The organism is Limnobacter sp. UBA7229 (assembly GCF_002473065.1).
GTDB lineage: Bacteria > Pseudomonadota > Gammaproteobacteria > Burkholderiales > Burkholderiaceae_B > Limnobacter > Limnobacter profundi.
Window position 1 is genome coordinate 93,195 of record NZ_DKTN01000005.1, and the last position, 26,863, is coordinate 120,057.

Genomic DNA, 26,863 nt, shown 5'->3' on the forward strand with positions numbered 1-26,863 from the left:
CACCTTCAGCGCAAAGGTGGGGCGTACATCAGCCCGCCTTGGGTCCACAGCGAATTCAAACCTCGTTCAAGTTTCAAGGGCGATTGCTTGCCCAAATTGGCATCGAACACTTCACCGTAATTGCCCACTTGCCGAAGAATTTGTACCACCCAGTCACGCGGCAAGCCCAGTGGTTTACCCAGGTTTTCTGCACCGCCCAACAGGCGCTGAACTGCCGGGTTGTTGTTACGCAAAGCTTGATCAAGATTCGCTTTTCCAACGCCCAGTTCCTCCGCTTCAATCATGGCAAACACAGTCCATTTCACGATGGCAAAAAACTCGTCATCGCCGCGCAACACTGCGGGACCCAAGGGTTCTTTGGAAAAAACTTCGGGCAGCACCATGTAGTCATCAGGCTGGCCGCTTTGGCTGCTTTTCAAACCAATCAGTGCCGACACGTCGGTTGAAAAAGCCTGGCAACGGCCACTGAAAAAGGCTTTGTAAGCAGCCTCAAAATTGTCATACACAATGGCTTTGGCGGTAATGCCTTGCGTGCCCAAATAAGTGCTCAGGTTTTTCTCATTGGTGGTGCCCGATTGCACACAAATTTCGGCACCCTTCAATTCTTTGGCGCTTTTTACGCCAAAGCGTTTGTGCATCAAAATGCCTTGACCATCGTAATAAGTAATGGCGGCAAAATGCGCATTCAGGCCAGCATCGCGGCCCAAGGTCCAGGTGGTGTTGCGGGAAAGAATGTCAATTTGATTGGCCTGCAAAGCAGCAAAACGTTGCTGCGAACTCAAGGGCGTGAACTGTACTTTCTGCGCACTACCCAACACAGCAGCGGCCACGGCGCGGCACACAGCCACATCCAGCCCACGCCATTGGCCATCGGCACCCAGTGCAGAAAAACCGGCCACGCCACTGCTCACACCGCAACGCACTGCATCGCGTTTGTAAATGGCATCCAGCACTGGGCCTGCGTGTGCAGTACTGGTTAACAACAGGCAAAACAAAGAACCCAACAAACCAGTTGCCAACAGTTTGAGTACCTTCACTGGCTTCCCCCTGTTTCATAGGCACCGCTCACTTTCAATTGCAGGCGACCCAGGTATTCTTTAATTGCAATAGTGCTTTCATCCAGTGCTTGCGGCTTGGGCAACCACTCCCAAAAGGCACGGCTTTCATTGAGCACACGAATGTCGGTGCGCACGGGGTACACAGTAAAACCCGCTTTTTCAAACCACAACACCGAACGCCCCATGTGAAATGCAGAAGTCACCAACGCAATATTGCTGGAATCCTCGCCCAGTAATTCTCGCGTGCGCAAGGCATTCTCAAAGGTAGTACGGGAATTGCCTTCAATCACCAAAGCATTTTCGGGTACCCCCATGTCGAGCATGAACATTTTCATGCCTGGGGCCTCCGCCTCCTTGCGCGGGTCGGCCTGAAACAGCCCACCACTGAGCACCATGCGTGGGGCCACGCCTTGCTTGTAAAGCCTTGCGCCTTGCCATACGCGGTCGCCAGCATCGTTCAAATCGGGCAATGCACGCACGCCGTCGTACCGCCCCTCCAGGCCACCGCCCAGCACCACAATCGCATCCACGTTCGGGGGCAAGGGCCGGTTGGCTTCCATTACCAGTGCCTCGTCTTCAAGCTGGCCCAGCAAAGTATCTCCTACCCAAGGCAAGCTGAACGCCAGCAACTGAAGCTGTGCCAACACCATGATGCGCGCGCGCCATTGCCTGCGACCAAACAGGCCCAAGCCCGCCATCGCAGTCAGGGCGATCCACAAACCCAGGGGGCTCAACAGCCAAATGGCGTACTTGGTCAGCTCGGCAGCCACAGCGTTCTCCACAAATTATTTCATGACCCATTGTAGACGGGCCACCGTGCGCACAAGCGCGTTAAACTGTTTTCTTCAACCACTCATGCTTGCCCGCCAACATGCCCTTTCCCAACCACCAACTCAGCATGACCGTGCTGATGACCCCCGACATGGCCAACTTCAGCGGCAAGGTGCACGGCGGGCATATTTTGAAATTACTTGATCAGGTGGCCTATGCCTGTGCAAGCCGGTATGCGGGCATGTATGTGGTTACGCTTTCAGTGGACAGGGTGTTGTTTCGCCAGCCCATTCGTGTGGGTGAACTGGTCACCTTTTTGGCCAGTGTCAATTACACCGGCAACACCTCCATGGAGGTGGGCATCAAAGTAGTGTCAGAAGACATTCACAAAGGCATTGCCACGCACACCAACAGTTGCTTTTTTACCATGGTGGCCATGAATGCCGATGGCACACCCGGCAAAGTGCCGCCTCTGGAGCCCCGCACCGACGAGGAAAAGAAGCGACATGCCAACGCTGAATTGCGCAAGGAATTGCGCAAAGAACATGAAGAGCGAATGAACAATTTGAAGTAGACTTTGCCAATGGACTTGAGCAATTTGTCGACTGAGATTGATTTGGAAACCACGCTGGATCGCCTGTGTGGCGACTCGGCTTTGTTGCTTGAAATTCTTGATTTGTTTCTCGACGAATTCGCCACTGAACAAACCAACTTGTTGGGCCGGGTTCACGTGGGTGATTACGCAGGCTTGGCCAGCAAGGCGCACTACTTCAAGGGTGTTGCCCAAAACCTGGGCTTACTGAAATTTTTGCCTGAAGTTCAGTTGCTTGAGCAGGCAGCAAAACAAAACGATTCGACTAGCTGCGTTCAAGCACTGAATTCCCTGCATGAAATTGCATGCCGCATTTTGGCCATAAGAAAGAACATGCAAGCTGCCTGAAATTCGATCAGGCTTTTTTCAGGTACTTGCCTAACACTTCAATCAGTTTGTCGCGGTCCAGTGGTTTGGTGAGGTAGTCATTCATGCCAGCGTTCAGGCACTTTTTGTCCTCACCCACCATGGCATGTGCGGTCAGTGCTACCACCGGTATGTTCGGGTTCACACCTGGCACGCTACCACTCCGAATCAATGCAGTGGCCTCGTAACCGTCCATCACCGGCATTTGGCCGTCCATCAACACCAAATCAAATGGCTCTTGTGCAAGCAGGTCCACCGCTTCCTGGCCATTGTTGGTCACCTTGCTGAAAAGGCCGAGGCGCTCAAGCACTTTGCACACCACCATCTGGTTCATGGGTGCATCTTCCACCACCAGAATTTTTCCATGAAATTGCTGCACGGGGGGTGGTATTTCAGTTTGTGTCGCGAGCGTGGGTTGGGTGGCTTGATCGGTCATGGTTTGAGCAGCCACGGTTTGCAAACCCAGTTTCAGGGAAAACACAATTTCAGTGCCACGGCCGGGCTCACTGTGCAAGCGCACTTTGCCGCCCATCAGTTCAACCATTTCCTTGACGATTGCCAAGCCAAGCCCGCTACCCTGGGCGCGGCGCGTGCTGGAGTTGTCGACCTGCGTGAATCGCTTGAACAAGTTTGTTTGATGCTCGGGTGCTATTCCAATGCCAGTGTCTTTCACAGAAAACTCAAGCACGGCTTGTTGCGCGGTTCGGGACACTTCCCGGCACACAACCTTCACATGGCCCACATCGGTAAACTTGATCGCATTGCCCACCAGATTCAACAAAATTTGACGCATGCGCACCGAATCGCCGAGGTAGGTGGTTTTGGGTAATGTCTCTGCGGGGCATTTCAGTTCAATGCCTTTGCTGTTGGCATCAAAAGCCAGTGCAGCCTCTACATCGGCGAGCACATCGGCAAGCTCGAGCGGGCTGTGCCGCAGGGTTAATTGCCCACTTTCCACTTTTGAAATATCGAGAATGTCATTCAACAAGCTAAGCAAGGAGGCTGCGCTGCGTTTGGATGCGGCAGCAAGTTGAAGTTGTTCAGGTTTCAATTCCGTGTCGAGCAACAGATCAAGCGTTCCCAGCACGCCGTTCATGGGGGTGCGAATTTCGTGGCTCATGTTTGCCAAAAAAGCAGCCTGCGTTTTTTGAGCCTGCAAGGCGAGTTCTTGGGACTGCCTTAGCGACGCTTCGCTTTGACGTCTCGACACAATTTCCTGTGCCAATGCGGTATTAATTTGCGTCAGTTTGCCCAGGTCAGGTAAGGCCATGATGTGTTTTAACTTGGGCAGTAAATAAATTGCAGTGGCCACAGAGACCAGAGCTGTCACAATTTTGGTAATGCCCTGTGTGTAATACAGCGGCACCCACAAGGTGAGAATGCCCATGACATGCGTCACACCACAGGCCAGAATAAATGCAGCGAACAGATAGTAAATGGGCTGCAATTCAGCGTCGGGTCGCTTCTTGGCCACGTACACAATGCCGATTGGAATCGAGAAGTAGGCGATGGCAATCAAGAGGTCTGAAATGACGTGCATGGCCAGCAGTTGTGGATTCCACGCAATACAAAAGCCGTGCGGCAGGTACTCGATCACATTGTTCATTGGCCAATCACTTGGATAAAAATCGTTTAGCGATACACAAAATCAACTTGATCCGATTTGTGTTCTCTCAGGAAGCTCGCATCAATATAGTTCAAATATTCGGGTTCTTTGGGCAAATTATTCTGAACGTGACCCTCGCGCATGGCCCACCTGGCTTGGCCTTGCAAGGTGCTCACCAGCGACTGTTGCAAAGTCATTCGAAAGGTGTAGTCATTCCAGTTTTTCTCGATGTGTTCCTGGCTGACCATTTTTTTTCTCAGCAGCAATGCCTGCGCCCTGGAGGGATAATCGCGAATGTAATCGACTGCCTCGCTCAAGGCTTTCATCACACCGCGCACTTGCGCCGCGTGTTTGTTTTTGAATTGGTTTCGCACACTGACATTGAAGGTTTGGGTATAAAGGCGTGGCGCATCCACTTGCACAATGTCACGGCCACCCAGTTGTAGGGCTTGTTCAGCCATGGGTTCCCAAATCGAAATTGCATCCACCCGGCCTTGCTGCAAGGCTTGGGGAAGTTCAGATGCGGCCATGGGCACCTTAATTACCTGCTGAGGATCAACCCCCTTGAACAACAAAAAGGTATCCATGTAATAGTGCGATGAAGATTTGGGTACATAGCCAATTCGCTTGCCAGCCAGACTCAAGCGACCGTTCTGGAGCAAGTTGCGTGACACCAGAAACTTCAGATCGTCCTTGTTGGTCACCAGGGTAGCCAGCACCGAAATCGGATTGTTGTCGTATGCAGCAAACATCACCGGCAATTCCGAAGAACTGGCAAGGTCAGCCTTTCCCTGCCCCAGAGCTTTGATGCAGTCCTGTCCACTGCTGCACTCAATCAGCACGGGATTCACTTGGTGTTTCTCGAAGAACTTTCTCTCCGTGGCCACGTACACCGGCAAAGACATGACAGTGGGCGGCACTGCAATTCGCACCACATCGGCAGCGTCTGCACTTTGAGCAGCCAAAAGCAAAGCCAGCAGCAGGGAGTAGATCCATGTGCTCAACTGAAATTGTTTCATAGCGCCTGCCCTCACGATTTAACAACTCCATGTTGCATCGATGAGAACAACTCGCATGGGTGAATAAGGGTGATTTCAACCCCTTAGTTTGTTACTTTACACTAGTTCACAATTTAACATTCAGTGTATTTGAGCTCTCAACTTGATCTGCGCTCCCCAACGCTTTACAGCGTCCAGCACTTTGTCAATTTGCAAGGGCTTCACCAGCACTTCATCCATGCCCGCAGCCAGGGCCAACTGGTGGTCGGCCTCCATTACGCCCGCAGTTAAAGCCAGTATGGGCAGCTGCCGCAAGCCCATCTGGTCTCGCAGGTAGTGGCAGGTTTCCATGCCATCCATGTCTGGCATTTGCACATCCATCAAACACACATCCACATCGCTGTGATTAGGCTGACTAAGTACCTGAATGGCAATTTGCCCCGATTCAGCCAAAATAACTTTGGCCCCATGGGTTTCCAGAATTTTTTTCAGAATCATTAAATTCAGTTTGTGATCGTCCACTGCCAACACGGTTAAGCCAGCAAGAAACACCAACTCGTTTTGATTCAACAAACGGTTCACAGCGCTGGTCTTGCCCTGCGAATTGCCCGTGGCCTCTTGCAATACATTTTTCAAAGCCGAGAAAGAAACGGGTTTCATCAACACCGCATCAAGTTGGCCTGTGGAAAGCGGGTTTTGTACTTGCTTCACATCTTTGGGCCGCACCATCAGGGCAACCTTGGCAGATGCCGGGCCATGCGCGGCTTTCAGTTTGTCAGCCAATTCCAGCCCGCTGGTGTGGTTCAACTGGTTGTTAACCACGAACAATCGTGGCCGCTGCCCAGGGGGCAAGCTCAAAGCCTGCTCCGGGTTCACAAAACGTTGGGGAACCACGCCGGTCCACTCCACCATTTGGGCCACACTTTCAAGTTGGGTTTGGAAACTGTCAATGACCACCACATCGTAAGCAAACCCGGTGGCAACAGGCGCTGCGCTGGCCTGCGAATCCAGGTTCAACATCAGCGAGAATGCAAACAGGCTACCCTGCCCCGGTGCGCTCACGGCCGATATAGTGCCGCCCATCAACTCCACCAGTTTTTGGCTCAAGGCCAAGCCAATGCCCGTGCCGCCGAAACGGCGAGAAATTGATGAATCTGCTTGGGAGAATGACTGGAATAAACGCTTCATGGCACCAGCATCCATGCCCAAACCTGTGTCTTGAACAATGAAACGCAACACGCAATGTTGGGTGTCCAGCTGATCCAAAGTTATGCCCACCTTGACATAGCCATTCTCGGTGAACTTGATGGCATTGCCCGCCAAATTCACCAGTACCTGCCTTAGTTTGGTTTCATCACCCACCAACTGGTCGGGCACATTGGGGGCTACAGCAACTACAAACTCGATGGGCTTGTCCGCCAGGGAACCCGTCATTAAATCAGCCAGCGAATCCATCAAGTGGCGGGCTGAGAATGGCCGGGTTTCCAACTCCATGGCACCAGCTTCAATCTTGGAAACATCCAGCACGCCACTGACCAAATCAATCAGGCCTCGGCCTGCATTTTCAAGTTTTTCAACAAACTCCAGTTGAGATGAGTCCAGCTTGCTTTGCTTCAAAATGTAAGCCAGCCCAACCACCGCATTCAGCGGCGTGCGAATTTCATGGCTGATATTGGACAGAAATTCTCCCTTGGCCTTGCTGGCCGACTCGGCCACTTCTTTGGCTCGTCGAATTTCTTCCTCAACACAGCGACGCTCGGTGATGTTCTGGAAGGCCCCCCGAATCATCCAGGGTTTGCGCTTGGTGCCTTCACCTTGCCAAATCACTTCACCAAACACATGCACCCAAATCAAGTTGCCCTTGTAGGTGCGCAACTGCAATTCCATGTTCACATCACTGCCGGTGCGGGCAGCGTCATCCAACGCTTTGGAAAGCTTCGCAGCGGATTCCTCGGGATAAAGTGCAATCGCTTCTTCCAGCGTAGGCTGATGCGTGAAGTCTGCTTCAACAATGTCGTAAATTTGTTTTGACCAACTTAACGCATGGGTGTTGACATCCAGAGTCCATGCCCCGACACCACACATTCGGCCAGCCACCTCCAGCAAGTGCGTGGTCGATGTTAAATCGGCCAGTCTGTTGTTGAGTTCAAGGGCCAGTGAATCGAGCGCTGCGGCCACATCACCAAGTTCATCGCCTTCCGGCAAATTGCAACGTGCATTCAAATTTCCCGCGCGCATTGCATTGGCCACATTTTCAATTTGCGCAAGCGGCCTAACCACCCGATAACGAATCAAAAGCAACAACAAGAAAGAATTCGCAGTAAACAACACAGCGAAAATGAACAGGATATTTCTGCGCTTCTGTGTCAGGGCCTCCTGCAGTGAAAACGCAGCATCTGAGACTTTGTAACTCAGTTCCGCAAGTTGCTCAGCCTCGGAAATCAAACGGTCGGTCAACACACTGCTGCGCCTTTCGTCCAAATCAATTTCCTGAGAAGTCAGCATGTGCGAAAAACCACTGAACAGGGCTGCAAAGTCGCTAAGTCGCTCCTCCAGCCTGGTGGAAATTTCTCCGCTCTCATCCGAAAAATGAAGGTGATCAAGCTCATCGGAAATCGATTGATGCACCACCCACCACTGGCGAATATTGGTCTCGGTCATGTAGGTCGATGCAGTGTGCGTCAACACCAGCATACGCGTGGACAAGCGGGAAATTTTGCGCGCAGCAACGCTTTGTTCCAGCACGTCATTGCGTTGCTGGTTAATGGAAACGACTGTGGCCGTTGCCACCAGGACAAGGCCAATTAGCAAAACCAAGGCGATGAATACGCCTTGTTTAAGTCGCAACAAAGGTTTCATGGGTACACAAAATCAACGGCGTTGGGTTTTATTTTTCGCAATAGACTGGAATCAATGAAATTCAAGAACTCGGGTTCGGCCAAGGCTGAGCCAACATGCCCTTCACGCCGAGCCCATCGGGCCTGACCCTGCACGGTAGTCAACAAGGACTGCTGCAAGGTCAGCTCGAACTGATAGGTGGACCAGGCTGCTTTTACTGTGTCAAGATCAATACCCACATCACGTGCCAGTATTCGTTTGGCCTCGTCGGGATTCTTCTTGATAAATTGAATTGCCTCATCCAGCGCGCCTAACACGGCAATCGATTTGCGGGTTTGTGCCAAGCGGTATTCGTTGCTAACCAGCAGGTTGAAGGTTTGGCTGTACAGTTTGGGCGTATCAATTACCGCAACATCTGCGCCGCCTAGCTCCAGTGCAATATGCCCCCAGGGTTCCCACACCGAAATTGCATCCACCTCGCCTTTGGCCAAGGCAGCCGCCAAGGCCTCTGGCCCCATGGGCACCGGTACTGTGGTTTTAGGGTCAATGCCGTTGTACAACAAAAACAAATCCATGTAGTAATGGGAAGAGGCCTTTTCCACATAACCAATTCGCTTGCCAGTCAAACCCTTGGTGCCACCTTTCACCGCCGCCTTCCGAACCACGAATTTCATGTCGTCTTTGTTGGTGTTGAAAGTGGTCACCAGGCCAATTGGTTTGCCTTGAAAAACCGCAAACATGAATGGCAGTTCTGAAGAAGTGGCCATGTCGACCCGCCCCTCCGTCAGTTCCTTCACACACCGGTTGCCACCCAGGCATTCAATCAACACCGGCTCAACCTTGTGCTTTGCAAACAGGTTTTTGTCTTTGGCCACAAAAAATGGCAAAGATAACGGCGATTTGGACACTGCAATGCGTGGCTCACTGGCCCATCCCAAGGAAGACAAGCCCATGAATGCACAAAACATGACGGTGGAGAAACGCGCAAGACGCAGGCGACTGAACATGGGGGCTTGAAATCAAAGTGATAACTCACCCACAGTGCGCGTTTTGCAAGGAAGCAATCGAAGAAAAAGGGGGCTTTCGCCCCCTTTTATTGTTACTTTACACTTATTGTCAATTTAACATTTGTAACACGCTCAGTTTGACGCCCTTTGCTGGCGTAACACCTTGGTTTGACCCACTTTTGCTGCCTGAATTTGAGCATCGGTGTAAGGCAAACGAGCCCAGTTTTTCTGGGAATACGCCTTGGTGTAATCGTCAAAGTGCGGATTGGCTGGGTCAGTCGAGAGTGAATAGGTCAACATGGCGTCGGCCTGTGGTTTGCCATTCGCATCCCAGGTCACAGCCTGAATGTAGCTGTTGCCGTACGTAACTTTGTAGCCTTCAGAATTCAGACGGCTTGGTTCTGTACTCACAATCGTAAACGCACCTTCAGGGCTTGTACCCCCGAAAATTGGCGTGGCACTGGCCTGTACTCCAGATTTTTGAATATTGCCCAAAGGCTCGTCCAGCGCAAAACCAGCGGCTTGTACCGCCAAAATTGCATCGGCCAAAGCAGCTGAGGTAAACGGATTGGCAATGTTCAATGTGTTGGGTGTGTTCACCGGGTCAACCGCATTGAAGCCATTGGCCCACAAATTGGTTGGCAATGACAATGGCACTGGCACATCAAACGGCAAATGCAGTTGAGGCACGCCCACAGGCAAACCACCAGGGTTGGCAATCGCCCGGCTCCAAAACTCACGCCACAAGTGTGCACCTTTGCTATCCAGGTTGGCTTTGCCATCCCAAGCACCCAAAGCGGCACAAGCGTCCGCGGTTTGCACTGGCATCAAGCTGGTACTCAACAACACGGGTACTTGGCACAGCGCATCCACCACCGATTGCTTGGCCAAAGTAGCGGAATAAATTTCGCTGTTCAGCGCAATGTCTTTCAGGTTGTCTTGCGTAAAACGGTTGCCGGGCAGTCCATCAGCCCCGCCCAAACGGCGTTCCGCTTGCAGGGTGCACAAGCGGGTACGCAAGGTACGCTCCGCATTTTCATCACCAATAATCCGGTTAAAACCAGTCAGCGGCTGACGTGGGTTGCTCAGCCAGTGGCTGTCGTTGCAGTTGGTTACATAATCGTCACGCTGAAGCGTGGGCAAGTTACCCGGGCCAAAAATGCCGGGCGCGGGTGCATCGGGGTCGCTGCCCCATTCGCAGGCCTCGCGAGATCCATTCAGTACGGGCAAGCCTGGTGAAAGTTGGCCCACCACCGTGTTGAAAGGTTCTGCTGCACAATCGGCAATTTTTTCATCGGTCACATGCGGCACCACAGTCACGTCACCATAGTAAGCAGGCTTGCCCGGGCCACTGGCCACGGTATTGACCCAAGGCACACCCAGCTCACTGCCATGTAAACCAATAAATTCTTCCAGCGACTTCGCCATGTTCCACTTGGCAAACTGGTTGATCAGGCGATCATTCTCCACGTTTGCATCCCGCAGGGTAAAAGCCATCAACTGGTTCCAGCCCAGCACCGGTACTCCACTGGCCTCCAATACCAACATGGGCCCGTAGTGGCTGCGGTACATGGTGCGCTGCATGGTCGTAATGCTGCCATCGGCCTGCTTCACCTCAATTTCAGTGGGCAGGGCGATCATGTCGCGCATCTCACCCTCGTACATGTACTGAGTGGGGTTGGCCGGGTTGATTTGCAACTGGTAAAGCGTAAAGCGGAAAGCAGTTGAAACCGTGTGGCTCCAGGCCACGTGCTCGTTAAAACCAATCAACACCGCGGGCACGCCATAAAGGCCCACACCCATGATGTCCATGGCCTTTTCGCCATTCAGTTCAAGAATATTGTGGCTTAGGTACAAACGCTCGGTGCCCTTCCAAGGAAAGTGAGGATTACCGTACACCAGCGACTGGCCATTGGCGGTTGCGTCTTTGCCAAACGCGTACATATTGCTACCGAAGTGATCCTTGTTCTGCATGGCAGTGAAAGGGTTCGGGTTCGCCTTCAGCAAAGCCACTTGCTCGGCAACGCCAGGGGTTTTGGCTTTTTTACCCGCACTGGCTACAGACAACGCAGGGGCTCCACCGCCCGCAGGCAAACCGGGCAACACACCCGGTGGCTGTGCATTGCCAATTTCAGTCACAAACACCGAGCTGCTGGCCAACACAGCCAGGCGCACAAAGCGGCGATACATGTCGTCTGTCGTAATTGGGGCCAGCCATTCAGCATCAGCACAAGCGGCATGCGCGGGCACCTTGCTGCCGTCGGGCTGTTCATACTCATGCTCGCCTGCTTTCAATTCTGTAATGTAGCGGTTCACCCCATCGGCATAACCGGCCACTACGTTCTGAAAATCGGGAATGGTCTTGTCGCGGGTGCGCTGCCAGGCATTGCGGGTAATTCCATCGGCGCCTTCTTCTTCAAAGGCAAAAAGGCTTTTCCAGAAGAAGTCGCTGGCCACGTTGTTGGCCGTCGAGCCATTGGGCTCAATGGTGTAGGTGCCGTCGGGGCCAAAGAAGCGTGAACGCTCGCCTCGAATGGTCAACAGGTCCTCAAGAAATACGCAGAGGTTGTCTTGCGCAAAGGCGTAACCCTGCCCATAACCCAAGCTGCCGTAATCCTTGGCTCGAATGTGCGGCACACCGTAAGTGGTGCGGGTAATGCTCACATCGTATTTCAGGTTGGGATTCTCGTTGGGATTGGTTCGCCCATCGGTGCCAGCAATGTCGTTGTTGCTGCTGCCCAGGCAACCCACCAACATCAACAGGGCAGCACTGGCTGCGCCCACCTGTAGACCACGCCGCAACGCGGCCTTGTTCGTCAAGCCTGTAATCACTGCTGTCTCCTCTGCTTTCATTCTGGGCCCACCTTAGTGACAGGCCTTATGTCAGTAATACCTCCGACAATTACAATTGGATTAAAAATCAGGGCTTTACTGACAGGCTTCAGTAAATTGCCAGTGCATGGTGCGCTCATCGAAAATTTCCGGAAGCTTGGTGTTAGCACCGATTCAACCCACCCCGTGCTTGCGCGACAATGTGAGTCTTTCCGAAGCAAACAAGCAGGCCCAGATACATGCAACCCTACAAAAACGATCAAACTGTCGCCCACTTCATCAACGGCAATTCCGTGAGCGTGGCTGGCAGCAAAACAGCCAATGTATTCAACCCGTCGCTGGGCAGGGTCGCCCGCCAGGTTGAGCTGGCCGATGTAGCCACTGTGAACAAAGCCGTGGAAGCTGCCAAAGCAGCATTGCCAGCCTGGGCCAACAAGCCGCCGCTTCAGCGCGTGCGCATCATGAACAAATTTTTGGCCTTGATGAACCAGCACCGCGACGAACTGGCCGCCATCATCACTGCCGAGCACGGCAAAGTATTCACCGATGCGCAGGGCGAGGTTAGCCGTGGCATCGACATCATTGAATTTGCCTGCGGCATTCCACAATTGCTCAAGGGCGACTACACCGAACAGGTTTCAACCAACATCGACAACTGGACCCTGCGCCAGCCTGTGGGCGTGGTGGCCGGCATTACCCCGTTCAACTTCCCCTGCATGGTTCCGTGCTGGATGTTCCCCGTGGCGATTGCCTGCGGCAACACCTTCATTCTGAAACCCAGCGAACGCGACCCCAGCGCTGGCAACTTCATGGCCAGGCTGCTGAAAGAAGCCGGCCTGCCCGATGGTGTATTCAACGTGGTACACGGCGACAAACTGGCTGTGGAAACCCTGCTGAATCACCCCGATGTGGCCGCACTCAGCTTTGTGGGCTCTACCCCCATTGCCAAATTCATTTACGAAACCGGTGCCCGCAACGGCAAACGCGTGCAAGCCCTGGGCGGCGCGAAAAACCACCTGTTGGTCATGCCCGATGCAGATCTGGACCAGGTCACTGACGCACTCATCGGTGCCGCCTACGGCAGCGCGGGTGAACGTTGCATGGCCATTTCCGTGGCTGTGATGGTGGGCGATGTGGGCGACAAGCTGATCCCCAAACTGGCCGCCCGCCTGAAAACATTGAAGGTAACAGACGGCATGGATTTGTCAGCTGAGATGGGGCCGATCGTGACCGCCGAGGCATTGAAGCGCATTGAGGACTACGTCCAAATCGGCGTGGACGAAGGCGCCACACTGGTGGTGGATGGTCGCGGCCAAAAACCAGTCGGTTTCGAAACTGGCTTTTACACCGGCGGCACTTTGTTCGACCACGTCAAGCCCAACATGCGCATTTATCTGGAAGAAATTTTCGGGCCCGTGCTCAGCTGCGTGCGCGTGGCCAACTTTGCAGAAGGCCTGGATTTGATCAACAGCCACCAATACGGCAACGGCGTAAGCTGCTACACCCGCGACGGCAATGTGGCCCGCGAATTTGGCCGTCAGGTGCAAGTGGGCATGGTAGGCATCAACGTGCCCATTCCTGTGCCAATGGCATGGCACGGCTTCGGCGGCTGGAAGGCAAGCCTGTTCGGCGACATGCATGCGTACGGCGAAGAAGGAGTTCGCTTCTACACCCGCCAGAAATCCATCATGCAGCGCTGGCCAGACAGCATCGAGAAAGGTGCTGAATTCGTCATGCCCACCTCGAAATAAAGCAATTCGCGTAGACTAAGTCCAACTCAACTTCGGCTGCGCGAACTCTTCCTTGAACACCGAATTCAAAGCGGGCGCACTGGTCGCATTCGGTGGATACGCTCAGGCAATTGTGTATGGCATGTTGGCCTTTGCCCCATTGGGTCAGGCCGGTCTGGCATATGGCATTTACGCGGGTTTGGCCAGCGCATTTCTGGGCGGCTTGCTGGGCGCTTTGTTTGGTAGAGCGCCTGTTCAATTCGGTGGACCACGTTCTTCAACCGCACTGATTGTCGCTGGTTCCTTGCTCGGTTTTCTGCAAATTACCAGCAACCACTCAGAGCTCATGCTGTTGTTGATGCTTGAAATTGCACTCGCGGGCCTGTTGATCGCACTGGCCCAACAACAGGGTGTAGGCAAGTTGATGCAGTTTTTGCCAGCCCCGGTGCTCATTGGCATGAACACCACACTGGGTCTTTTCTCAGCCTACAAATTGCTACCCGCCATGCTGGGCTTTGCTGTGTACACCACCGCCCTGCAAGCCGCCAGCACCCCTGCCTCGTTTTCACCCATGGCTCTCGGTGTGTCGGCAATTACAGTTGCCGTGCTGCTGTACTTCCGCGCCATACGCCCCAACCCTCTTGGCCTGGTGTACGGCCTGGCCTGCGGCTTTGCGCTGCACGGCGTGCTGCTTTGGACATGGCCCGGCACATTGCCCATGCAAACCGTAGCCGCCATGCCCAACCACCCATTGTGGCAAAACCTGGATACAACCAGCCTTGTGGGCAGCGTTCAACAGGTGTCTGCCTTGTTGCTGGGTACACCTGGCCTGCTGCTTCAGGTGTTGGTGGGTGCGACGGTGCTGGCCTTGCTGGTGGTGCTGGAAAGCATGCAATCGCTGTTGCAAGTCGACCAAACGCTCGGCACCCGGCACAACACCCGCCGAGAATTGAACACCCTGGCACTGGCCAATGTTCTGTGCGGCCTGGCCTTGGCGCTGCCCAGCTCAAACTACTTTTCCAGAAGCAACGCTGCCTTGGGTGTGGGTGCCCAGCACCGCCAAAGCGAAGCCTGGTACGTGGGCCTGCTGGGCCTGCTTTTGCTGCTCACCTGGCCAATTCTGGCTCAGCTGCCCCTGCACATTCTTGCCACTGCGGTGGCAGTCAGCTCCCTGTTTCTGATTCAAGGCAACACACTGGACTTGATCAGGCGTTTCGCAGCGCGCAGCACGCGCCGCAAAATGGCACCCACAGAACGCTTCACCGTGTGGGTGGTGCTCAGCATGGTATTTGTCACCGGGATCAGCAATTTGCTCATCGGCACCTTGGTCGGCGTGCTGTTTGTGGCAGCTTACTTTCTGCAACAACAATCCGGCAGTGGTCTGCGCAGCATTGAATCCAAGCCCGCGGCGCGTTCACGCAGCATGCGCCCGCGCGCCCACCGCCAACAACTCGACGCCGCCTTTGAACACTTGGCCTGGGTACGCTTTGAGGGCAATCTGTTTTTTGGCAATGCCCCTGCCATTGCAATACGACTACAAGACGAATTGGCACCGGCGCAATCCGCTGTGCTCGATTTCACCCACCTGCGCTACATTGACGACACCGCCTGCGACTGCCTTGAGCGGCTTTTCAAACAAGGGTTGCCACGCACCCAAACCGTGGCCGTGCTGCCCACACACGAACAAGCCATGGGCGGTGAACCCCTGTTGCACAGTTGCCTTGCGCGTCTGGGGATTGCCACACAAGGCCACATTGACGACGCCTTTTGGCACATTGAAAACCTGTTGCTGGGTCAAATCGCTTTCGACAATATGGCATACAGCGCCGATAGCACCCTTGAAAACAGCCACCTGTGCGATCACATGAGCCCTGCACAAAAAAAGGCCTTTTGTGCACACTGGTTAACCAAGACCCTGCCCGCAGGCCAAGCCCTGTTCACCGAAGGCGCTGAGCCTTGCGGCTTGTATGTGTTGCGGCAAGGGCAATTGAGTGCGTGGCACCACACCGGCCACAGCAATGAAAGATTGATGCGGTTTTGCCCCGGCAGCATGGTTGGCGAAATGGCACTGATTGACCGCAAACCGCGTTCAGCCACAGTGCGCGCAGACACCGACTGCACACTGCTATTTCTGCCCATTGCACAATTTGACCAGTTGCAGGAATACCAGCCCGAATTAAGCCAGATTCTTCAGAACAACCTCGCCCGCGAACTGGCCCTGCGCATTCGCCTGGCCAACCAAAGCCTCGCGCTGCTGCAATAAACCGTGCACCACTAGAGGAATTCCTCTTTGTGTACAGCCCCGCCTTGCCGTATTTTCTCGGGTGTGCACAACCTTGTAACACCCCATGAACAAAGCAGAATTCCAGAAACGTTACGGCAATTCAATTGGCAAACCCAAACTCAGCCTGTTATTGGGCGAGGCCAAAACACCATTCGAAGCCGCCAAGCTGGCCGTGGGCTGGCGTTTTCTTGCCCGCAAGAATGTAGGCCAGGGCCAAACCGTGTTGTTGCTTCCGGGCTTTGGTGCCAGTTCCAGCAGCATGACCTTCATCAAACGCTACCTGAATTCTTTGGGCTACAAGGCCGTGCACTGGTCTGCCGGTTTCAATCACGGTGAAGTGGGCAAACTGCTTCCACAGGTGATTGCCGACATCAAGGAACATTCCGAGCAGGCTCAGGCACCCATCAAACTGCTGGGCTGGAGTCTGGGTGGCTACCTGGCTCGCGAGGCTGCACGTGAGGTGCAACAAAACGTGAGCCGCATCGTCACCATTGGCAGCCCGGTCATTGGCGGGCCAAAATACACGGCAGTAAAAACGCTCTACGACATTCGAGGGCTGGATGTGGAATCCATTGAAAACAGCACGCTGAAACGGTTCGAGCATCCAATTGTTTGCCCCATCGTCGCGCTGTACTGCAAGAAAGACTCCATCGTAAGTTGGCAAGCCTGTATCGACCGTTTCAGCCCCAATGTTGAGCACATCGAAATCGACACCCCCCACCTGGCCATGGGCGTCAGCAAGGAAGTCATGAACCTGCTGCCTTATGCCTTGGGTACACCGCTGAAATAGACGGGTATTCACCTGTGTCCTCCGGGCTTTTACTGACTTGAAACTTTTCGCCAGCAGCGTAGACTAAATTTCTAGTGGACGGTGCTTGCGCTGCCACGACACAAGGCAACAAACCCTTGTGCCTGTACCCTCTTTTGCATGCAGTCCGTCCTGCAAACTCGCCCGTCGGCCCCAAGCCTGCGGATGCAATACGACTGTGTGTCAAAAAGGGTTTCAACATGATCAGACAACACTACCAAGCACTCGAACACATCAGCGCCAGCGCCACCGACACCATTACGGTCAGCGACCCCAGTCGCCCTTTGAAGCTGACAGCCGATTCGCCAGCCTTCGACGCCATGACAGACCTTCGGCGTGTACACCCCGTGAGCATTTCGGGCTCTGAAACGCTGGAGCAAGCCCGCACCACCATGATCGTGTGTGGCGTCAAGCTGCTGTTCGTTAGAAACAGCCATGGTCATTTGCAAGGCCTGCTCACCGCCAATGACCTGGCCGGCGAGCGCGCAATCAAGGAAGCTTCTTCCAGCAATCGCAATGTGCCTGAACTCACGGTGAATGACGTGATGGTGAAACTGCCCGACCTGGAGTTTCTGGAGTTCGGTGCCGTATCGCGCGCTGAAGTGGGTCACATTATTGCCACACTGCGCGAACACAACCGGCAACACGCACTGGTGGTCGACAACCGCACAGGCAAAATGCGTGTAGTGGGTTTGTTCTCTTCTACACAAATTGCGCGGCAAATGGGTATCCCAGTGATGGACCCAGTGAAGGCCAGCACCTTCGCGGAAATTGAAGCCGCAGTGGCCGCCGCTTAAGCTTTCAACAATTCGACCACCAAAGGGTGGTCGATTCCCTTCACATTCCACACGCCATGAATTTCCTCGTGCAAATCAGGGCATTGCCCCAGCAGACGCAAACCGCTTAAGGTACCCGCGTCGTACACACCCAAACGGCTCACTGGAAACACACCCAGGCCACGGGCTGCAAACACCGACATCAAGGCACTGTCTTCAAATTCGCCCACCACATGGGGCACAATTCCCTGCTGCTCAAACCAGTAATTCAAGTCTATCCGCAAGCGGGAATGTCCAGTGGGCAGTAACACCGGCAATTCAGCCAGGCATTGTGGAAAATTGTTCACACTGCTTTTTTTCACCCACCTCGAAGCGCCGAACCAATCCACCGTGGTTGTATTCAGCACCCGGCTTTGCATGCGCAAGTTGGGGTTGGCTGGCGGGGGCTGCCCGGCAAACACAAAATCAAGGTGGTGCAAAGCCAACTCCGCCAGCAACTGCTCGGGTTCGCCTTCATGGCAAGTCAGGTGCAGGTCTTCCGTATCCAACACAGGCTTCAACAAGGCATGCACCGCCAGTTTCGAGATGCCATCGCACAAACCCACCCGGAAACGCTTCACCGGTTTGCTGGCCACCGCCCGTACCAACTCCGGCAGGCTTTGGCCCAGTTGAAAAATTTCCTCGGCTTTGGCAAAGGCCACCTGCCCGGCTTCAGTCAATGCCACGCCACGCCCATCCGGCTTTAGCAACTGATGCCCCAAGTCTTTTTCAAGTTCGCGCACCTGCGCGCTGATGGTTTGAATGGCCATGTCCATTCGCTCGGCAGCACGTGCAAAACCACCTTCTTTGGCGACCATCCAGAAGTAATGCAAGTGGCGGTAGTTCATCATCTGCGGCACCTCAACAATTTAACTGCGTAAAAACCGAAGTAATAGTTCATTAAATACTGGTTTTTTCGAAATCACAACTGGTACACCATGGCGCCGTGTTCAATTCAACCCTCATGGAGTATCAAAGTGGACGTTTTAATGGAATTCATGCACACCGACTTTCTCGGCACAGCCGCATGGATTTGGCTGTTGTTTGTCGGTATTGTGGTTGCGCTGCTCGCCTTCGACCTCGGCGTGCTGCACAAAGATGACCACGAAATCGGGGTCAAGGAAAGTTTGCTGCTCTCGGGCGGTTACATCACTGCAGCCTGTCTGTTCGGTGCCTGGGTGTGGTGGTACCTGGGTTCTGAGAGCGGTATGAACTACTTCACCGGTTTCGCGATTGAAAAATCACTGTCGATGGACAACGTGTTTGTCATCGCCATGATCTTCTCGTTCTTCGCCATTCCCCGCCAGTATCAGCACCGCGTGTTGTTCTGGGGTATTTTGGGCGTGATCGTGCTGCGCGCCATCATGATTGGCCTGGGTGCCGCACTGGTAAAAGAATTCAGCTGGGTGCTTTACCTGTTCGGTGCCTTCCTGGTGATCACCGGTATCAAAATGTGGTTCATGGCGGACAGCAAACCCGACATCGAGAACAACCCGATCCTGAAGTTTTTGCGCAAACGCATGCGTGTCACCGAAGGCCTGCGCGGCAATGCTTTTGTGGTGAACGAACCCGACCCAAAAACCGGCAAAGTGGTGCGTTTTGCAACCCCCCTGTTGTTGGCCTTGGTATTGATCGAGTTTGTGGACCTGATTTTCGCGGTTGATTCCGTGCCCGCAATTTTTGCGATCACCACCGACCCGTTCATTGTGTACACCAGCAATATTTTTGCGATCCTGGGTTTGCGTGCCCTGTACTTTGCACTGGCCGCAATGATCCATCGCTTCCACTACCTGAAGTACGCCTTGGCAATGGTACTGGTGTTCATTGGCAGCAAAATTTTCTTGGTGAACTTCATCGGCAAATTCCCCCCTGCCTTCTCGCTCAGCGTAACCTTGGGCCTGATCGCAGGTGGTGTGTTGTTCTCGCTGTGGAAAACACGCGGCGACAACAAGCCTGAAAAACTGGAACACGCCACAGAAAGCAAGTAAAGTTCGCGGCAAATAAAAAGGCCGGTGATTTTAAAGTCACCGGCCTTTTTTATTACCTCATCATTTACTTGGGTTGCTTCACAGCTTCAATGGTGATCAGCACTTTCACCTCCGGGAAAAAACCGCGGTCCACGGCGTAACCCAAGTCGAAGTCAGTGCGCTTGAATTCAGCCACTGCATCCGCACCGCACACCTCGGCTTTTTTCATGGGGTGCATAATGCACTTGAAGGTGTTGATCTTCAAAGGCACAGGCTTGGTAATCCCCTTCAAGGTCAAATCGCCCAGCACTTCAACAGGCTTGTCACCCTCAAAGCGCATTTTGCTGGCTTTGTAGGTAATCGTGGGGTGGGCTTCCACATCAAACATGTCCACGTCTTTGGCATGCTCGTTCATCTTGCCATGGCCAAAATCAAGGCTGGCCGCATCAATTTCAATGTCCACGGTGCCGGTTTTCTTCGCACGGTCCAAAGTCACCATGCCCTTGGTTTTTTCAAACTGGCCACGCCACAGCGAAAGCCCACCCATGTGGTCCGCCTCAAATGACGGGAAAGTGTGGCTTGGATCGATGATGTAAGTGTCCACCGCCGCATTGGCTGCGCTCAAAGCACCGAACATACCCAGTGCAAGCGCACCGCCCAACATTGTTTTTGATACTTGCTTAAACATCCCTAACTCCTTGTTGTCCTTGTTGTTGCTGTATATATCATGGCGTGCCTGCTCACTTGGCAGGCATCACCAATTTAAAATCGATCACCACTTCATCGGCCACAAGGCTGGTGTCGCCCCACTCTCCATCGGCGCCCACTTTGTACTCCAGGCGCTTGATCTGGGTTTTGCCGGTGAAGGTGTGTTTGCCACCCGCTGTCTGAATTTTTACCGGAAACTTCAATGGTTTTTTGATGCCTCGAATGGTCAAATCGCCGGTGGCCTGCAAATTGTTGCCACTGCCGGTTACACCAGTAATCACAAAGGTGGCCTTGGGGTGATTTTTTGAATCAAACCAGTCTTTTCCGGCAACCTCCTTGTTGTACTCGGGGTCACCCAGGTCGTAACTGGCGGTGTCTACGCCAAGGGTGGCTTTGGTGTCAGCTGGCTTGGCTGGGTCATACTGCACGTCGCCTGTAAATTTCTTGAAATTGCCACTCACTGGCACATTGAACTGTTTGAATGTGGCCTTGACTTCACTTTGTGTTACATCAATTGGCGCGGCCAGGGCGGACATGCTACAAACTGAGAATGCCAGGCCTGTCAACGCCTTGGCGAATGAGTAATTCATATGAATCCTGCAGGGCTTTAAAACAATCGGCAATTGATCGAAAAAATTAGTCGGCTCGCATTCCGGGGATCATGCGGCCCAAAATGCCGTCGCGATCCAGAACGTGATGCTTCAAGGCCATCAACACATGGCCCACCACCAACAAGACCAAGCCTTTGCCTGAAAGTTCATGCAAGGTTTTAAACAACTCTTTCAATTCCGCATTTTTTTCAATCAGCACCGGCAGCTCGATTACACCAAACCACACCACCGGATAACCCGAGGCCAAACTGTACAGGTAGCCAAACACCGGCACTCCCAACATGAACAGATACAAGGCCAAATGCCCCAATTTGGCCAGCAGCACCGTGTTGTGCCCCCAATGTGCCGGGTATTTGGGGGTTTTCGACAACATTCGAACCACCATGCGCAACAACACCAGGGCAAACAAGGTAACGCCCAGCCACTTGTGCCAGTTGAACAATTTCAACTTGAACGGCGTAATGCCGGGAATGTCCACCATGTACAAACCCACGCCAAAGGCCGTCAAAATGCCCACCGCCATTAACCAGTGAACCACCACCATGGGCAAACCGTAGCGATGGTTTTCGCTCAATGCACTTTTCAAAATCTCATCCCTTTGCAGCACAGGCTTGCATTTTTCAGCAATAAATAGTTGGGTTTAAAGCCTTTTTCAAGATACAATTTACAGTTGTTTTGCAGCTGCGTACATGCCGCAAGGCTTAAACTTCAATCGGGCACGCCCGCAGGCGCGTCCATCGGCGTTTGTCAGCCAGTATTGTGCAGCCCTAATAATTACGTTTCAACCAGCGCTTTCAATCAGGACGTCGTATGAGCGATTCAAACGAACACGAACTTCTAATCAAGACACCCAAGCAACTTATCTATGCAGTGGTTGCCGCGTTTGTCATTCCGATTTTCGTCATTATTTTGCTGGCTTACTACGTCAGCAGCAGCGAAAAGCCCGCCGCTGGCAGCAATGCATTTTCCGAAGAATCCATCGCCGCGCGCCTGGCACCTGTGGGCACGGTTGACTTCGTCGATGCCAATGCACCCAAGGTATTGAAAACTGGCGAACAGGTTTATGCCGCGGCTTGCGCTGCCTGCCACACCGCTGGCGCAGCGGGTGCTCCCAAAACCGGTGACCAGGGTCAATGGTCAGCCCGCTTGAGCAAAGGCTTCGACACCCTCTGGCAAAACGCTGTGAATGGCATTGGCGCCATGCCAGCCAAAGGCGGCAATTCCGACCTCGACGACATCGAAGTAGCCCGTGCAGTGGCCTACATGGGCAAACAGGTCGGTGCTGATTTCGTAGCACCCGAGCCTGCTGCTCCCGCCGCTGAAGCAGCCACTGAGCCAGCTCCTGAAGCTGCAAAGTAACTCGCGAAACAATTGGCAAGGCAAATAAGCCAGCTGTAAAAAAACCCGCCTGATGGCGGGTTTTTTTATTCTGTCAGCAGCATGCCAACGCCACGAAATATCAGCATGGCGTTTTCCACCACATCTTCTACAGGTTTTTTGCAGCCGTCCAAGCTCCAACGGGCGGCCATGTAAAGCACGGAGCCCACCAGGCCCGAGGCCAACAAAGTGGAATCCAGGCCTTTCACTGCCCCGTCCTTTCGCTGTTCAATCAGGGGTTTGGCCAGTGTTTCCAGCATTTCCACAAAGCTGTACAAAGTTTTCAAGCTCAATTCTTCCAGGTGCCGGTTTACCGTCAACACCTCGACCAACAAAATTCGGGCGGCCTGCGGGCTTTCCTTGAACTGGCTAAAAAACACCATCAAACCTGTGCGGGTGGCCTGCTCCAGGTTGTCATCTTCCATACCCAACAACACCTTCTGCAGTTTCTCGCGCAAGGTGTCTGTAATGTGCAGGTAGCAGGCGGTGAACAAAGCCTCTGCATTGCTGAAACTTTCGTAAAAGTATCGCTCAGTTAGCCCTGCCTCCTGGCACAAGCCTTTCACCGTGGCCGCATGGTAGCCGGTCAACCCGAACACCTTGATGCCCGCTTCAATCAACTTGAGTCGCCGCTCGGCCTTGCGGGTTTCATTGGACACCCCGCGGTAACGACGCCCTGCGGCTTTGGCAATTTGCTCCGGTGCTTTCGCATTCATAATTGGAAGATATACTCAAAAAATAGGCATTGACAGTATGCAGGCCCAACATTAAATTGACAACCACGATTGTCAAATTACAGCTACAACACAGCACATTGGAGACCGACACATGAAATCATTCAACGGCAAGGTTGCCGCAATCACTGGCGCCGCATCTGGAATGGGCCGCACCCTGGCGCTTCAACTGGCCAAAGAAGGCTGCCACGTGTCCATCTCCGATGTCGACACCAAAGGCCTGGCCGAAACCGTGAAAATGGTGAAAGCAGCGGCACCCAATGTCAAGGTCACCAGCCAGCAACTGGACGTATCCAACCGCGAAGCCATGTACGCTTGGGCCGATCAAACCGCCAAAGACCACGGCAAGGTTAACCTGATTTTCAACAATGCAGGCGTGGCCTATGCAACCCCGGTTGAACACATCGACTATGACAAGTTTGAATGGATCATGGGCATTAACTTCTGGGGCGTGGTTTACGGCACCAAGGCATTCTTGCCACACCTGAAAGCCTCGGGCGAAGGCCACATCATCAACACCAGCAGCTTGTTTGGCCTGTGTGCACAACCTACACAAAGCACGTACAACGCCACCAAGTTTGCCGTGCGCGGTTTCACGGAAAGCCTGCGCCAGGAACTGGACATGATGAACTGCGGCGTATCTGCCACCAGCGTTCACCCCGGCGGCATTAAAACAGCGATTGCCCGCAAAAGCGTGGCCTCTCCTGAAATTGAAGAGTTCACAGGTGCCGACTCTGAACAGGGCAAAGAATTCTTCGAGAAGTTCTTCATTACCAGCGCCGAAAAAGCAGCCGACATTATTTTGAAGGCCGTCAAGGGCAACAAGCGCCGCGTGCTGGTTGGCCCAGACGCTGTCGCCATGGATGCCATGGTGCGTACCCTGCCTGAAACCTACCAAGCCATCATCGTGGGTCAAATGAAAAAAATGCGCGACAAGCAAATTGCCCGCAAAAAGCGCAAAGCTGCAGAAAAGCAAACACAGAGCGCATAACAACGCCTTTGGACTTTGACAGCGAAACGCGGTTAGTCTTAAGACTGCCGCGTTTTTTTATTGGGGACTTGATTTGAGTTCAACGAACATTCAAAAAACCTTGCTGCTAGTTGGCGCTACCGGTGTGGTGGGTCACCATGTGTTGGCACAAGCCTTGGCGCATCCGCAAGTGGGCAAGGTGGTCGCACTTACCCGCAAGCCACTGACACCTCACCCGAAATTGCTCAACCAGCTAATTGACTTCAACGCCATCCCGGAAGAGGCACCGTGGTGGCAAGCCGATGCGGTCATTTGCACCCTGGGCACCACCATCAAGGTGGCAAAAACAGCCGAACAGTTCCGCTTTGTCGATTACACACTGGTGGCTCAGTTTGCGGCACTCGCGGCACAGCATTCAGTGCCTTGCTTCGTGCTCAATTCGGCCATGATGGCGAACGCCAAAGCGAAAGGTCTGTACTTGCGCACCAAAGGCGAGGCTGAACAAGCTGTTAAAAATTCCGGCATTCCGAGCGTGGTCATTGCACGCCCTGGTTTGCTCGATGGCCAGCGCGAAGAGTTTCGGCTTGGCGAAGAAATCGGCTTGGTGGCCAGCCGTTTGTTCAACCCGCTTTTACCCAAGCGTTTGCGCAGTGTAAAGGTTGAAAAACTGGCGCGCATCATGTTGCAAGAGGCATTGAAAGCCGAACCCGGTGTGAAAGTTCTGGAGTCAGAAAACTTTCAGTAAGCAGATTTCGTAGAACGGCCTAAAATTGCAATCAGGTTCCCACTTTGGTGAGCATGCCTTTCAACGCACTTAAGCGGTCTTTTGGGCTCATTTTGGGCGTGTCGTCGGGCAGGTCTTTGTCGGTTTCCAGCTGAAGTTCTTTGATGAACCGCGATGGAAAACAGCTCACCAACTCACGCGCTTTCTTGCGCTTCCTGCACCAGGTAATGTTCAGGCTACGTTGCGCACGGGTGACACCCACGTACATCAGGCGGCGTTCTTCTTCCAGCCTGTCATCGGTCAGCTCGCGCCCTTCCCCGTCGCCAAAACTTGGCAAAATACTTTCCTCGCAACCAATCAAAAATACATGCGGAAACTCCAGCCCCTTGGCGGCGTGCAGCGTGCTTAGCTGCACAGCATCAGGCCGGGTGCCGTCGTCTTGCCGATCCAGCATGGTCATCAACGCCACCTTCTGGGTCAGGTCCAGCAGGGTTGAACCTTCCTCCTCGCCTTTGTCTCCCATCCACTTCACAAAGTCGAGTACGTTTTGCCACTTGGCCTGTGCACCGCGCTCGTCTTGCTGCTCGTAAAGCCACTCCTCGTACTTGATGGTGCTCAACAATTCATTAAGCAAATCACGCGCAGGTTCTCGTTGTGCCCGGTATTCCAGTTTGTTGATGAACGTACCGAAAGTGCGAAGCGCATCGACCATACCTGCATTCAAGTGGCTTTCAGCACCGGTTTCAAACAGTGCTTCAAACAATGAAACACCACGCGTTCCAGCGTAAGTGCCCAAAGCCTCGAGTGTTTTCTGGCCAATGCCACGCTTGGGCGTGGTCACAGCGCGAATGAATGCGGGGTCATCGTCCTGATTCACGAGCAGGCGCAGATAGGCAATCACATCCTTGATTTCAGCGCGTTCAAAAAAACTTTGCCCGCCGCTCAAAATGTACGGAATTTTCTGGCGGCGCAAAGCCTGCTCCAGAATACGCGCCTGAAAGTTGCTGCGGTACAAAATAGCGTAGTCACCGTACTTGGCTCGCCGCTCGAACCGGTGGCCGCTCAGCATCATGGCCACTTGCTCAGCCTCATGTTCATCATCGGCCATGGGGCTGATCACAATCGGCTCGCCCGGACCATGGTCGCTCCACAACGTTTTTGGAAACAGTTTGGGGTTGTTCTTGATCAAGCGGTTGGCGGCTTGCAAAATTCGCAAGGTCGACCGGTAATTCTGCTCCAGCTTGATCACCTTCAACTGCGGGTAATCTTCAGTCAACTGGCGCAGGTTTTCAATGGTGGCGCCCCGCCAGGCATAAATGGCCTGATCATCATCACCCACCGCAGTGAACATGGCGCGTGGCCCTGCAATCAAGCGCAACAAATCGTACTGGCAAGCATTGGTGTCTTGCACCTCATCCACCAGCAAATAACGCAAACGGTTTTGCCACCGGCTGCGCACTTCTTCGTTGCTGGCCAACAGGCGGGTGGGTTTCAAAATCAAGTCATCAAAATCCACAGCCTGGTAAGCCGCCAAGGTGGCCTCGTAGCTTTTGTACAGGCGTGCAATATCACCTTCTTCTTCGGTAGTGGCCTGCGCCAAAGCAGCGTCTGGGTCCACAAGGCCGTTTTTCCACAGTGAAATGACACTTTGCGCCTTGCGTATCAACTGCTTGTCGGTGGTGCTGTACAGCTGTTGTACCAAACCATAAGTATCGGTCGCGTCCAGAATCGAGAAACGTGCCTTCAGCCCGGCATGCTTGTGTTCTTCCCGCAAAATTCGAATGCCCAAGCTATGAAATGTACACACCAACAGGCCTTTGCCTTCATTGCCGTGCAACAGCTTGGCCGCGCGTTCTTCCATTTCCTTGGCGGCTTTGTTGGTGAAGGTAACCGCTGCAATATTCTTGGCGCTCACGCCTTTGTTTTGAATCAGGTGCGCAATTTTTTGGGTGATCACCCGTGTTTTACCCGAGCCCGCACCCGCCAGTACCAGGCAGGGGCCGTCGACATAATTCACAGCTTCGCTTTGGGCTTTGTTCAGGCCAACAGACATACAGGGGGGAAACT

The 26,863-nt window shown here is 53.5% G+C and carries 23 protein-coding genes; 10 read left to right on the forward strand and 13 right to left on the reverse strand.

The features are described from left to right. Positions 1-5: 5 nt before the first annotated feature. Both B4C79_RS03300 and B4C79_RS03305 read right to left on the reverse strand, forming a co-directional pair. Positions 6-1,037, reverse strand: a complete 1,032-nt coding sequence (locus tag B4C79_RS03300; protein ID WP_291751713.1) for an amino acid ABC transporter substrate-binding protein — start codon at positions 1,035-1,037, stop codon at positions 6-8. Then, entirely contained in the window at positions 1,034-1,840 is an 807-nt protein-coding gene (locus B4C79_RS03305) for a YdcF family protein (protein ID WP_291751716.1), read from the reverse strand. Before B4C79_RS03305 ends, B4C79_RS03300 begins: the two co-directional genes overlap by 4 nt. A gap of 89 nt (positions 1,841-1,929) precedes the next feature. Here B4C79_RS03305 and B4C79_RS03310 point away from each other — a divergent pair, with 89 nt between their 5' ends. Further along, positions 1,930-2,403 carry an acyl-CoA thioesterase gene (locus tag B4C79_RS03310; RefSeq protein WP_171101233.1) on the forward strand — a complete coding sequence of 158 codons (474 nt, stop codon included), beginning with the start codon at positions 1,930-1,932 and terminating at the stop codon, positions 2,401-2,403. A 9-nt stretch (positions 2,404-2,412) separates the two neighbouring features. Further along, positions 2,413-2,769, forward strand: coding sequence for an Hpt domain-containing protein (locus B4C79_RS03315; RefSeq protein WP_171101235.1), 357 nt, complete (start codon positions 2,413-2,415; stop codon positions 2,767-2,769). A gap of 7 nt (positions 2,770-2,776) precedes the next feature. Here the strand turns inward: B4C79_RS03315 and B4C79_RS03320 are convergent, their stop codons facing one another. The 5 genes from B4C79_RS03320 to B4C79_RS03340 all read right to left on the reverse strand — a co-directional run bounded on the left by B4C79_RS03320 (position 2,777) and on the right by B4C79_RS03340 (position 12,089). Next, entirely contained in the window at positions 2,777-4,393 is a 1,617-nt protein-coding gene (locus B4C79_RS03320; protein ID WP_171101237.1) for an ATP-binding protein, read from the reverse strand. A gap of 26 nt (positions 4,394-4,419) precedes the next feature. After that, the gene (locus tag B4C79_RS03325; protein WP_171101239.1) at positions 4,420-5,412 is read right to left on the reverse strand and encodes an ABC transporter substrate-binding protein; all 993 of its coding nucleotides are present in this window, start codon (positions 5,410-5,412) and stop codon (positions 4,420-4,422) included. A 120-nt stretch (positions 5,413-5,532) separates the two neighbouring features. Then, entirely contained in the window at positions 5,533-8,250 is a 2,718-nt protein-coding gene (locus tag B4C79_RS03330; RefSeq protein ID WP_291741103.1) for a response regulator, read from the reverse strand. Further along, positions 8,247-9,236 carry an ABC transporter substrate-binding protein gene (locus tag B4C79_RS03335; RefSeq protein WP_171101244.1) on the reverse strand — a complete coding sequence of 330 codons (990 nt, stop codon included), beginning with the start codon at positions 9,234-9,236 and terminating at the stop codon, positions 8,247-8,249. Before B4C79_RS03335 ends, B4C79_RS03330 begins: the two co-directional genes overlap by 4 nt. A gap of 132 nt (positions 9,237-9,368) precedes the next feature. Beyond that, positions 9,369-12,089: a penicillin acylase family protein gene (locus B4C79_RS03340; RefSeq protein WP_291741104.1), complete on the reverse strand. Its 2,721-nt coding sequence runs from the start codon at positions 12,087-12,089 to the stop codon at positions 9,369-9,371. Between the two features lie 218 nt (positions 12,090-12,307). Between B4C79_RS03340 and B4C79_RS03345 the strand changes: the two genes are divergently transcribed. The 4 genes from B4C79_RS03345 to B4C79_RS03360 all read left to right on the forward strand — a co-directional run bounded on the left by B4C79_RS03345 (position 12,308) and on the right by B4C79_RS03360 (position 17,687). Next, positions 12,308-13,819 (forward strand): CoA-acylating methylmalonate-semialdehyde dehydrogenase, encoded by a 1,512-nt coding sequence (locus B4C79_RS03345; RefSeq protein WP_291741105.1) that lies wholly within the window; start codon positions 12,308-12,310, stop codon positions 13,817-13,819. A gap of 52 nt (positions 13,820-13,871) precedes the next feature. Continuing rightward, on the forward strand, positions 13,872-16,061 hold the full coding sequence (locus B4C79_RS03350) for a cyclic nucleotide-binding domain-containing protein (protein WP_291741106.1): 2,190 nt from the start codon (positions 13,872-13,874) through the stop codon (positions 16,059-16,061). An 85-nt stretch (positions 16,062-16,146) separates the two neighbouring features. Beyond that, the gene (locus B4C79_RS03355; protein WP_171101252.1) at positions 16,147-16,872 is read left to right on the forward strand and encodes an esterase/lipase family protein; all 726 of its coding nucleotides are present in this window, start codon (positions 16,147-16,149) and stop codon (positions 16,870-16,872) included. Between the two features lie 218 nt (positions 16,873-17,090). Further along, positions 17,091-17,687, forward strand: coding sequence for a CBS domain-containing protein (locus B4C79_RS03360; RefSeq protein ID WP_040512135.1), 597 nt, complete (start codon positions 17,091-17,093; stop codon positions 17,685-17,687). On the opposite strand, the gene B4C79_RS03365 is transcribed toward B4C79_RS03360, so the two are convergent. Then, positions 17,684-18,556, reverse strand: coding sequence for a LysR family transcriptional regulator (locus B4C79_RS03365; RefSeq protein ID WP_105027728.1), 873 nt, complete (start codon positions 18,554-18,556; stop codon positions 17,684-17,686). The genes B4C79_RS03360 and B4C79_RS03365 overlap by 4 nt on opposite strands. 138 nt (positions 18,557-18,694) lie before the next feature. Here B4C79_RS03365 and B4C79_RS03370 point away from each other — a divergent pair, with 138 nt between their 5' ends. Then, entirely contained in the window at positions 18,695-19,693 is a 999-nt protein-coding gene (locus B4C79_RS03370) for a TerC family protein (protein WP_369907283.1), read from the forward strand. A 64-nt stretch (positions 19,694-19,757) separates the two neighbouring features. Here B4C79_RS03370 and B4C79_RS03375 read toward each other — a convergent pair whose 3' ends face one another. The 3 genes from B4C79_RS03375 to B4C79_RS03385 all read right to left on the reverse strand — a co-directional run bounded on the left by B4C79_RS03375 (position 19,758) and on the right by B4C79_RS03385 (position 21,565). Then, complete coding sequence (locus tag B4C79_RS03375) at positions 19,758-20,336, reverse strand: YceI family protein (RefSeq protein ID WP_171101570.1); 579 nt, start codon at positions 20,334-20,336, stop codon at positions 19,758-19,760. Between the two features lie 76 nt (positions 20,337-20,412). Beyond that, complete coding sequence (locus B4C79_RS03380) at positions 20,413-20,970, reverse strand: YceI family protein (RefSeq protein ID WP_291741107.1); 558 nt, start codon at positions 20,968-20,970, stop codon at positions 20,413-20,415. 46 nt (positions 20,971-21,016) lie between these two features. After that, positions 21,017-21,565 carry a cytochrome b gene (locus B4C79_RS03385; RefSeq protein ID WP_291741108.1) on the reverse strand — a complete coding sequence of 183 codons (549 nt, stop codon included), beginning with the start codon at positions 21,563-21,565 and terminating at the stop codon, positions 21,017-21,019. A gap of 236 nt (positions 21,566-21,801) precedes the next feature. Between B4C79_RS03385 and B4C79_RS03390 the strand changes: the two genes are divergently transcribed. Continuing rightward, on the forward strand, positions 21,802-22,350 hold the full coding sequence (locus tag B4C79_RS03390; protein WP_291741109.1) for a c-type cytochrome: 549 nt from the start codon (positions 21,802-21,804) through the stop codon (positions 22,348-22,350). A 65-nt stretch (positions 22,351-22,415) separates the two neighbouring features. Here B4C79_RS03390 and B4C79_RS03395 read toward each other — a convergent pair whose 3' ends face one another. Further along, a complete protein-coding gene (locus B4C79_RS03395) occupies positions 22,416-23,084 on the reverse strand; it encodes a TetR/AcrR family transcriptional regulator (protein WP_291741110.1) in 669 nt (222 codons plus the stop codon). Between the two features lie 112 nt (positions 23,085-23,196). Here B4C79_RS03395 and B4C79_RS03400 point away from each other — a divergent pair, with 112 nt between their 5' ends. Next, positions 23,197-24,093, forward strand: coding sequence for an SDR family NAD(P)-dependent oxidoreductase (locus tag B4C79_RS03400; protein WP_291741111.1), 897 nt, complete (start codon positions 23,197-23,199; stop codon positions 24,091-24,093). 73 nt (positions 24,094-24,166) lie between these two features. Further along, positions 24,167-24,817, forward strand: a complete 651-nt coding sequence (locus B4C79_RS03405) for an NAD(P)H-binding protein (protein WP_291741112.1) — start codon at positions 24,167-24,169, stop codon at positions 24,815-24,817. Between the two features lie 31 nt (positions 24,818-24,848). On the opposite strand, the gene B4C79_RS03410 is transcribed toward B4C79_RS03405, so the two are convergent. Beyond that, the gene (locus B4C79_RS03410; RefSeq protein WP_291741113.1) at positions 24,849-26,849 is read right to left on the reverse strand and encodes a UvrD-helicase domain-containing protein; all 2,001 of its coding nucleotides are present in this window, start codon (positions 26,847-26,849) and stop codon (positions 24,849-24,851) included. Positions 26,850-26,863 lie beyond the last annotated feature (14 nt).

Coding starts and splice junctions, on each gene's coding strand:
- B4C79_RS03390 (WP_291741109.1), top strand. CDS start 21,802: ATGAGCGATTCAAACGAACACGAACTTCTAATCAAGACACCCAAGCAA.
- B4C79_RS03330 (WP_291741103.1), bottom strand. CDS start 8,250: ATGAAACCTTTGTTGCGACTTAAACAAGGCGTATTCATCGCCTTGGTT.
- B4C79_RS03340 (WP_291741104.1), bottom strand. CDS start 12,089: ATGAAAGCAGAGGAGACAGCAGTGATTACAGGCTTGACGAACAAGGCC.
- B4C79_RS03375 (WP_171101570.1), bottom strand. CDS start 20,336: ATGTTGGGCGGTGCGCTTGCACTGGGTATGTTCGGTGCTTTGAGCGCA.
- B4C79_RS03365 (WP_105027728.1), bottom strand. CDS start 18,556: ATGATGAACTACCGCCACTTGCATTACTTCTGGATGGTCGCCAAAGAA.
- B4C79_RS03410 (WP_291741113.1), bottom strand. CDS start 26,849: ATGTCTGTTGGCCTGAACAAAGCCCAAAGCGAAGCTGTGAATTATGTC.
- B4C79_RS03315 (WP_171101235.1), top strand. CDS start 2,413: ATGGACTTGAGCAATTTGTCGACTGAGATTGATTTGGAAACCACGCTG.
- B4C79_RS03310 (WP_171101233.1), top strand. CDS start 1,930: ATGCCCTTTCCCAACCACCAACTCAGCATGACCGTGCTGATGACCCCC.
- B4C79_RS03370 (WP_369907283.1), top strand. CDS start 18,695: ATGGAATTCATGCACACCGACTTTCTCGGCACAGCCGCATGGATTTGG.
- B4C79_RS03320 (WP_171101237.1), bottom strand. CDS start 4,393: ATGAACAATGTGATCGAGTACCTGCCGCACGGCTTTTGTATTGCGTGG.
- B4C79_RS03345 (WP_291741105.1), top strand. CDS start 12,308: ATGCAACCCTACAAAAACGATCAAACTGTCGCCCACTTCATCAACGGC.
- B4C79_RS03360 (WP_040512135.1), top strand. CDS start 17,091: ATGATCAGACAACACTACCAAGCACTCGAACACATCAGCGCCAGCGCC.
- B4C79_RS03380 (WP_291741107.1), bottom strand. CDS start 20,970: ATGAATTACTCATTCGCCAAGGCGTTGACAGGCCTGGCATTCTCAGTT.
- B4C79_RS03395 (WP_291741110.1), bottom strand. CDS start 23,084: ATGAATGCGAAAGCACCGGAGCAAATTGCCAAAGCCGCAGGGCGTCGT.
- B4C79_RS03400 (WP_291741111.1), top strand. CDS start 23,197: ATGAAATCATTCAACGGCAAGGTTGCCGCAATCACTGGCGCCGCATCT.
- B4C79_RS03355 (WP_171101252.1), top strand. CDS start 16,147: ATGAACAAAGCAGAATTCCAGAAACGTTACGGCAATTCAATTGGCAAA.
- B4C79_RS03335 (WP_171101244.1), bottom strand. CDS start 9,236: ATGTTCAGTCGCCTGCGTCTTGCGCGTTTCTCCACCGTCATGTTTTGT.
- B4C79_RS03325 (WP_171101239.1), bottom strand. CDS start 5,412: ATGAAACAATTTCAGTTGAGCACATGGATCTACTCCCTGCTGCTGGCT.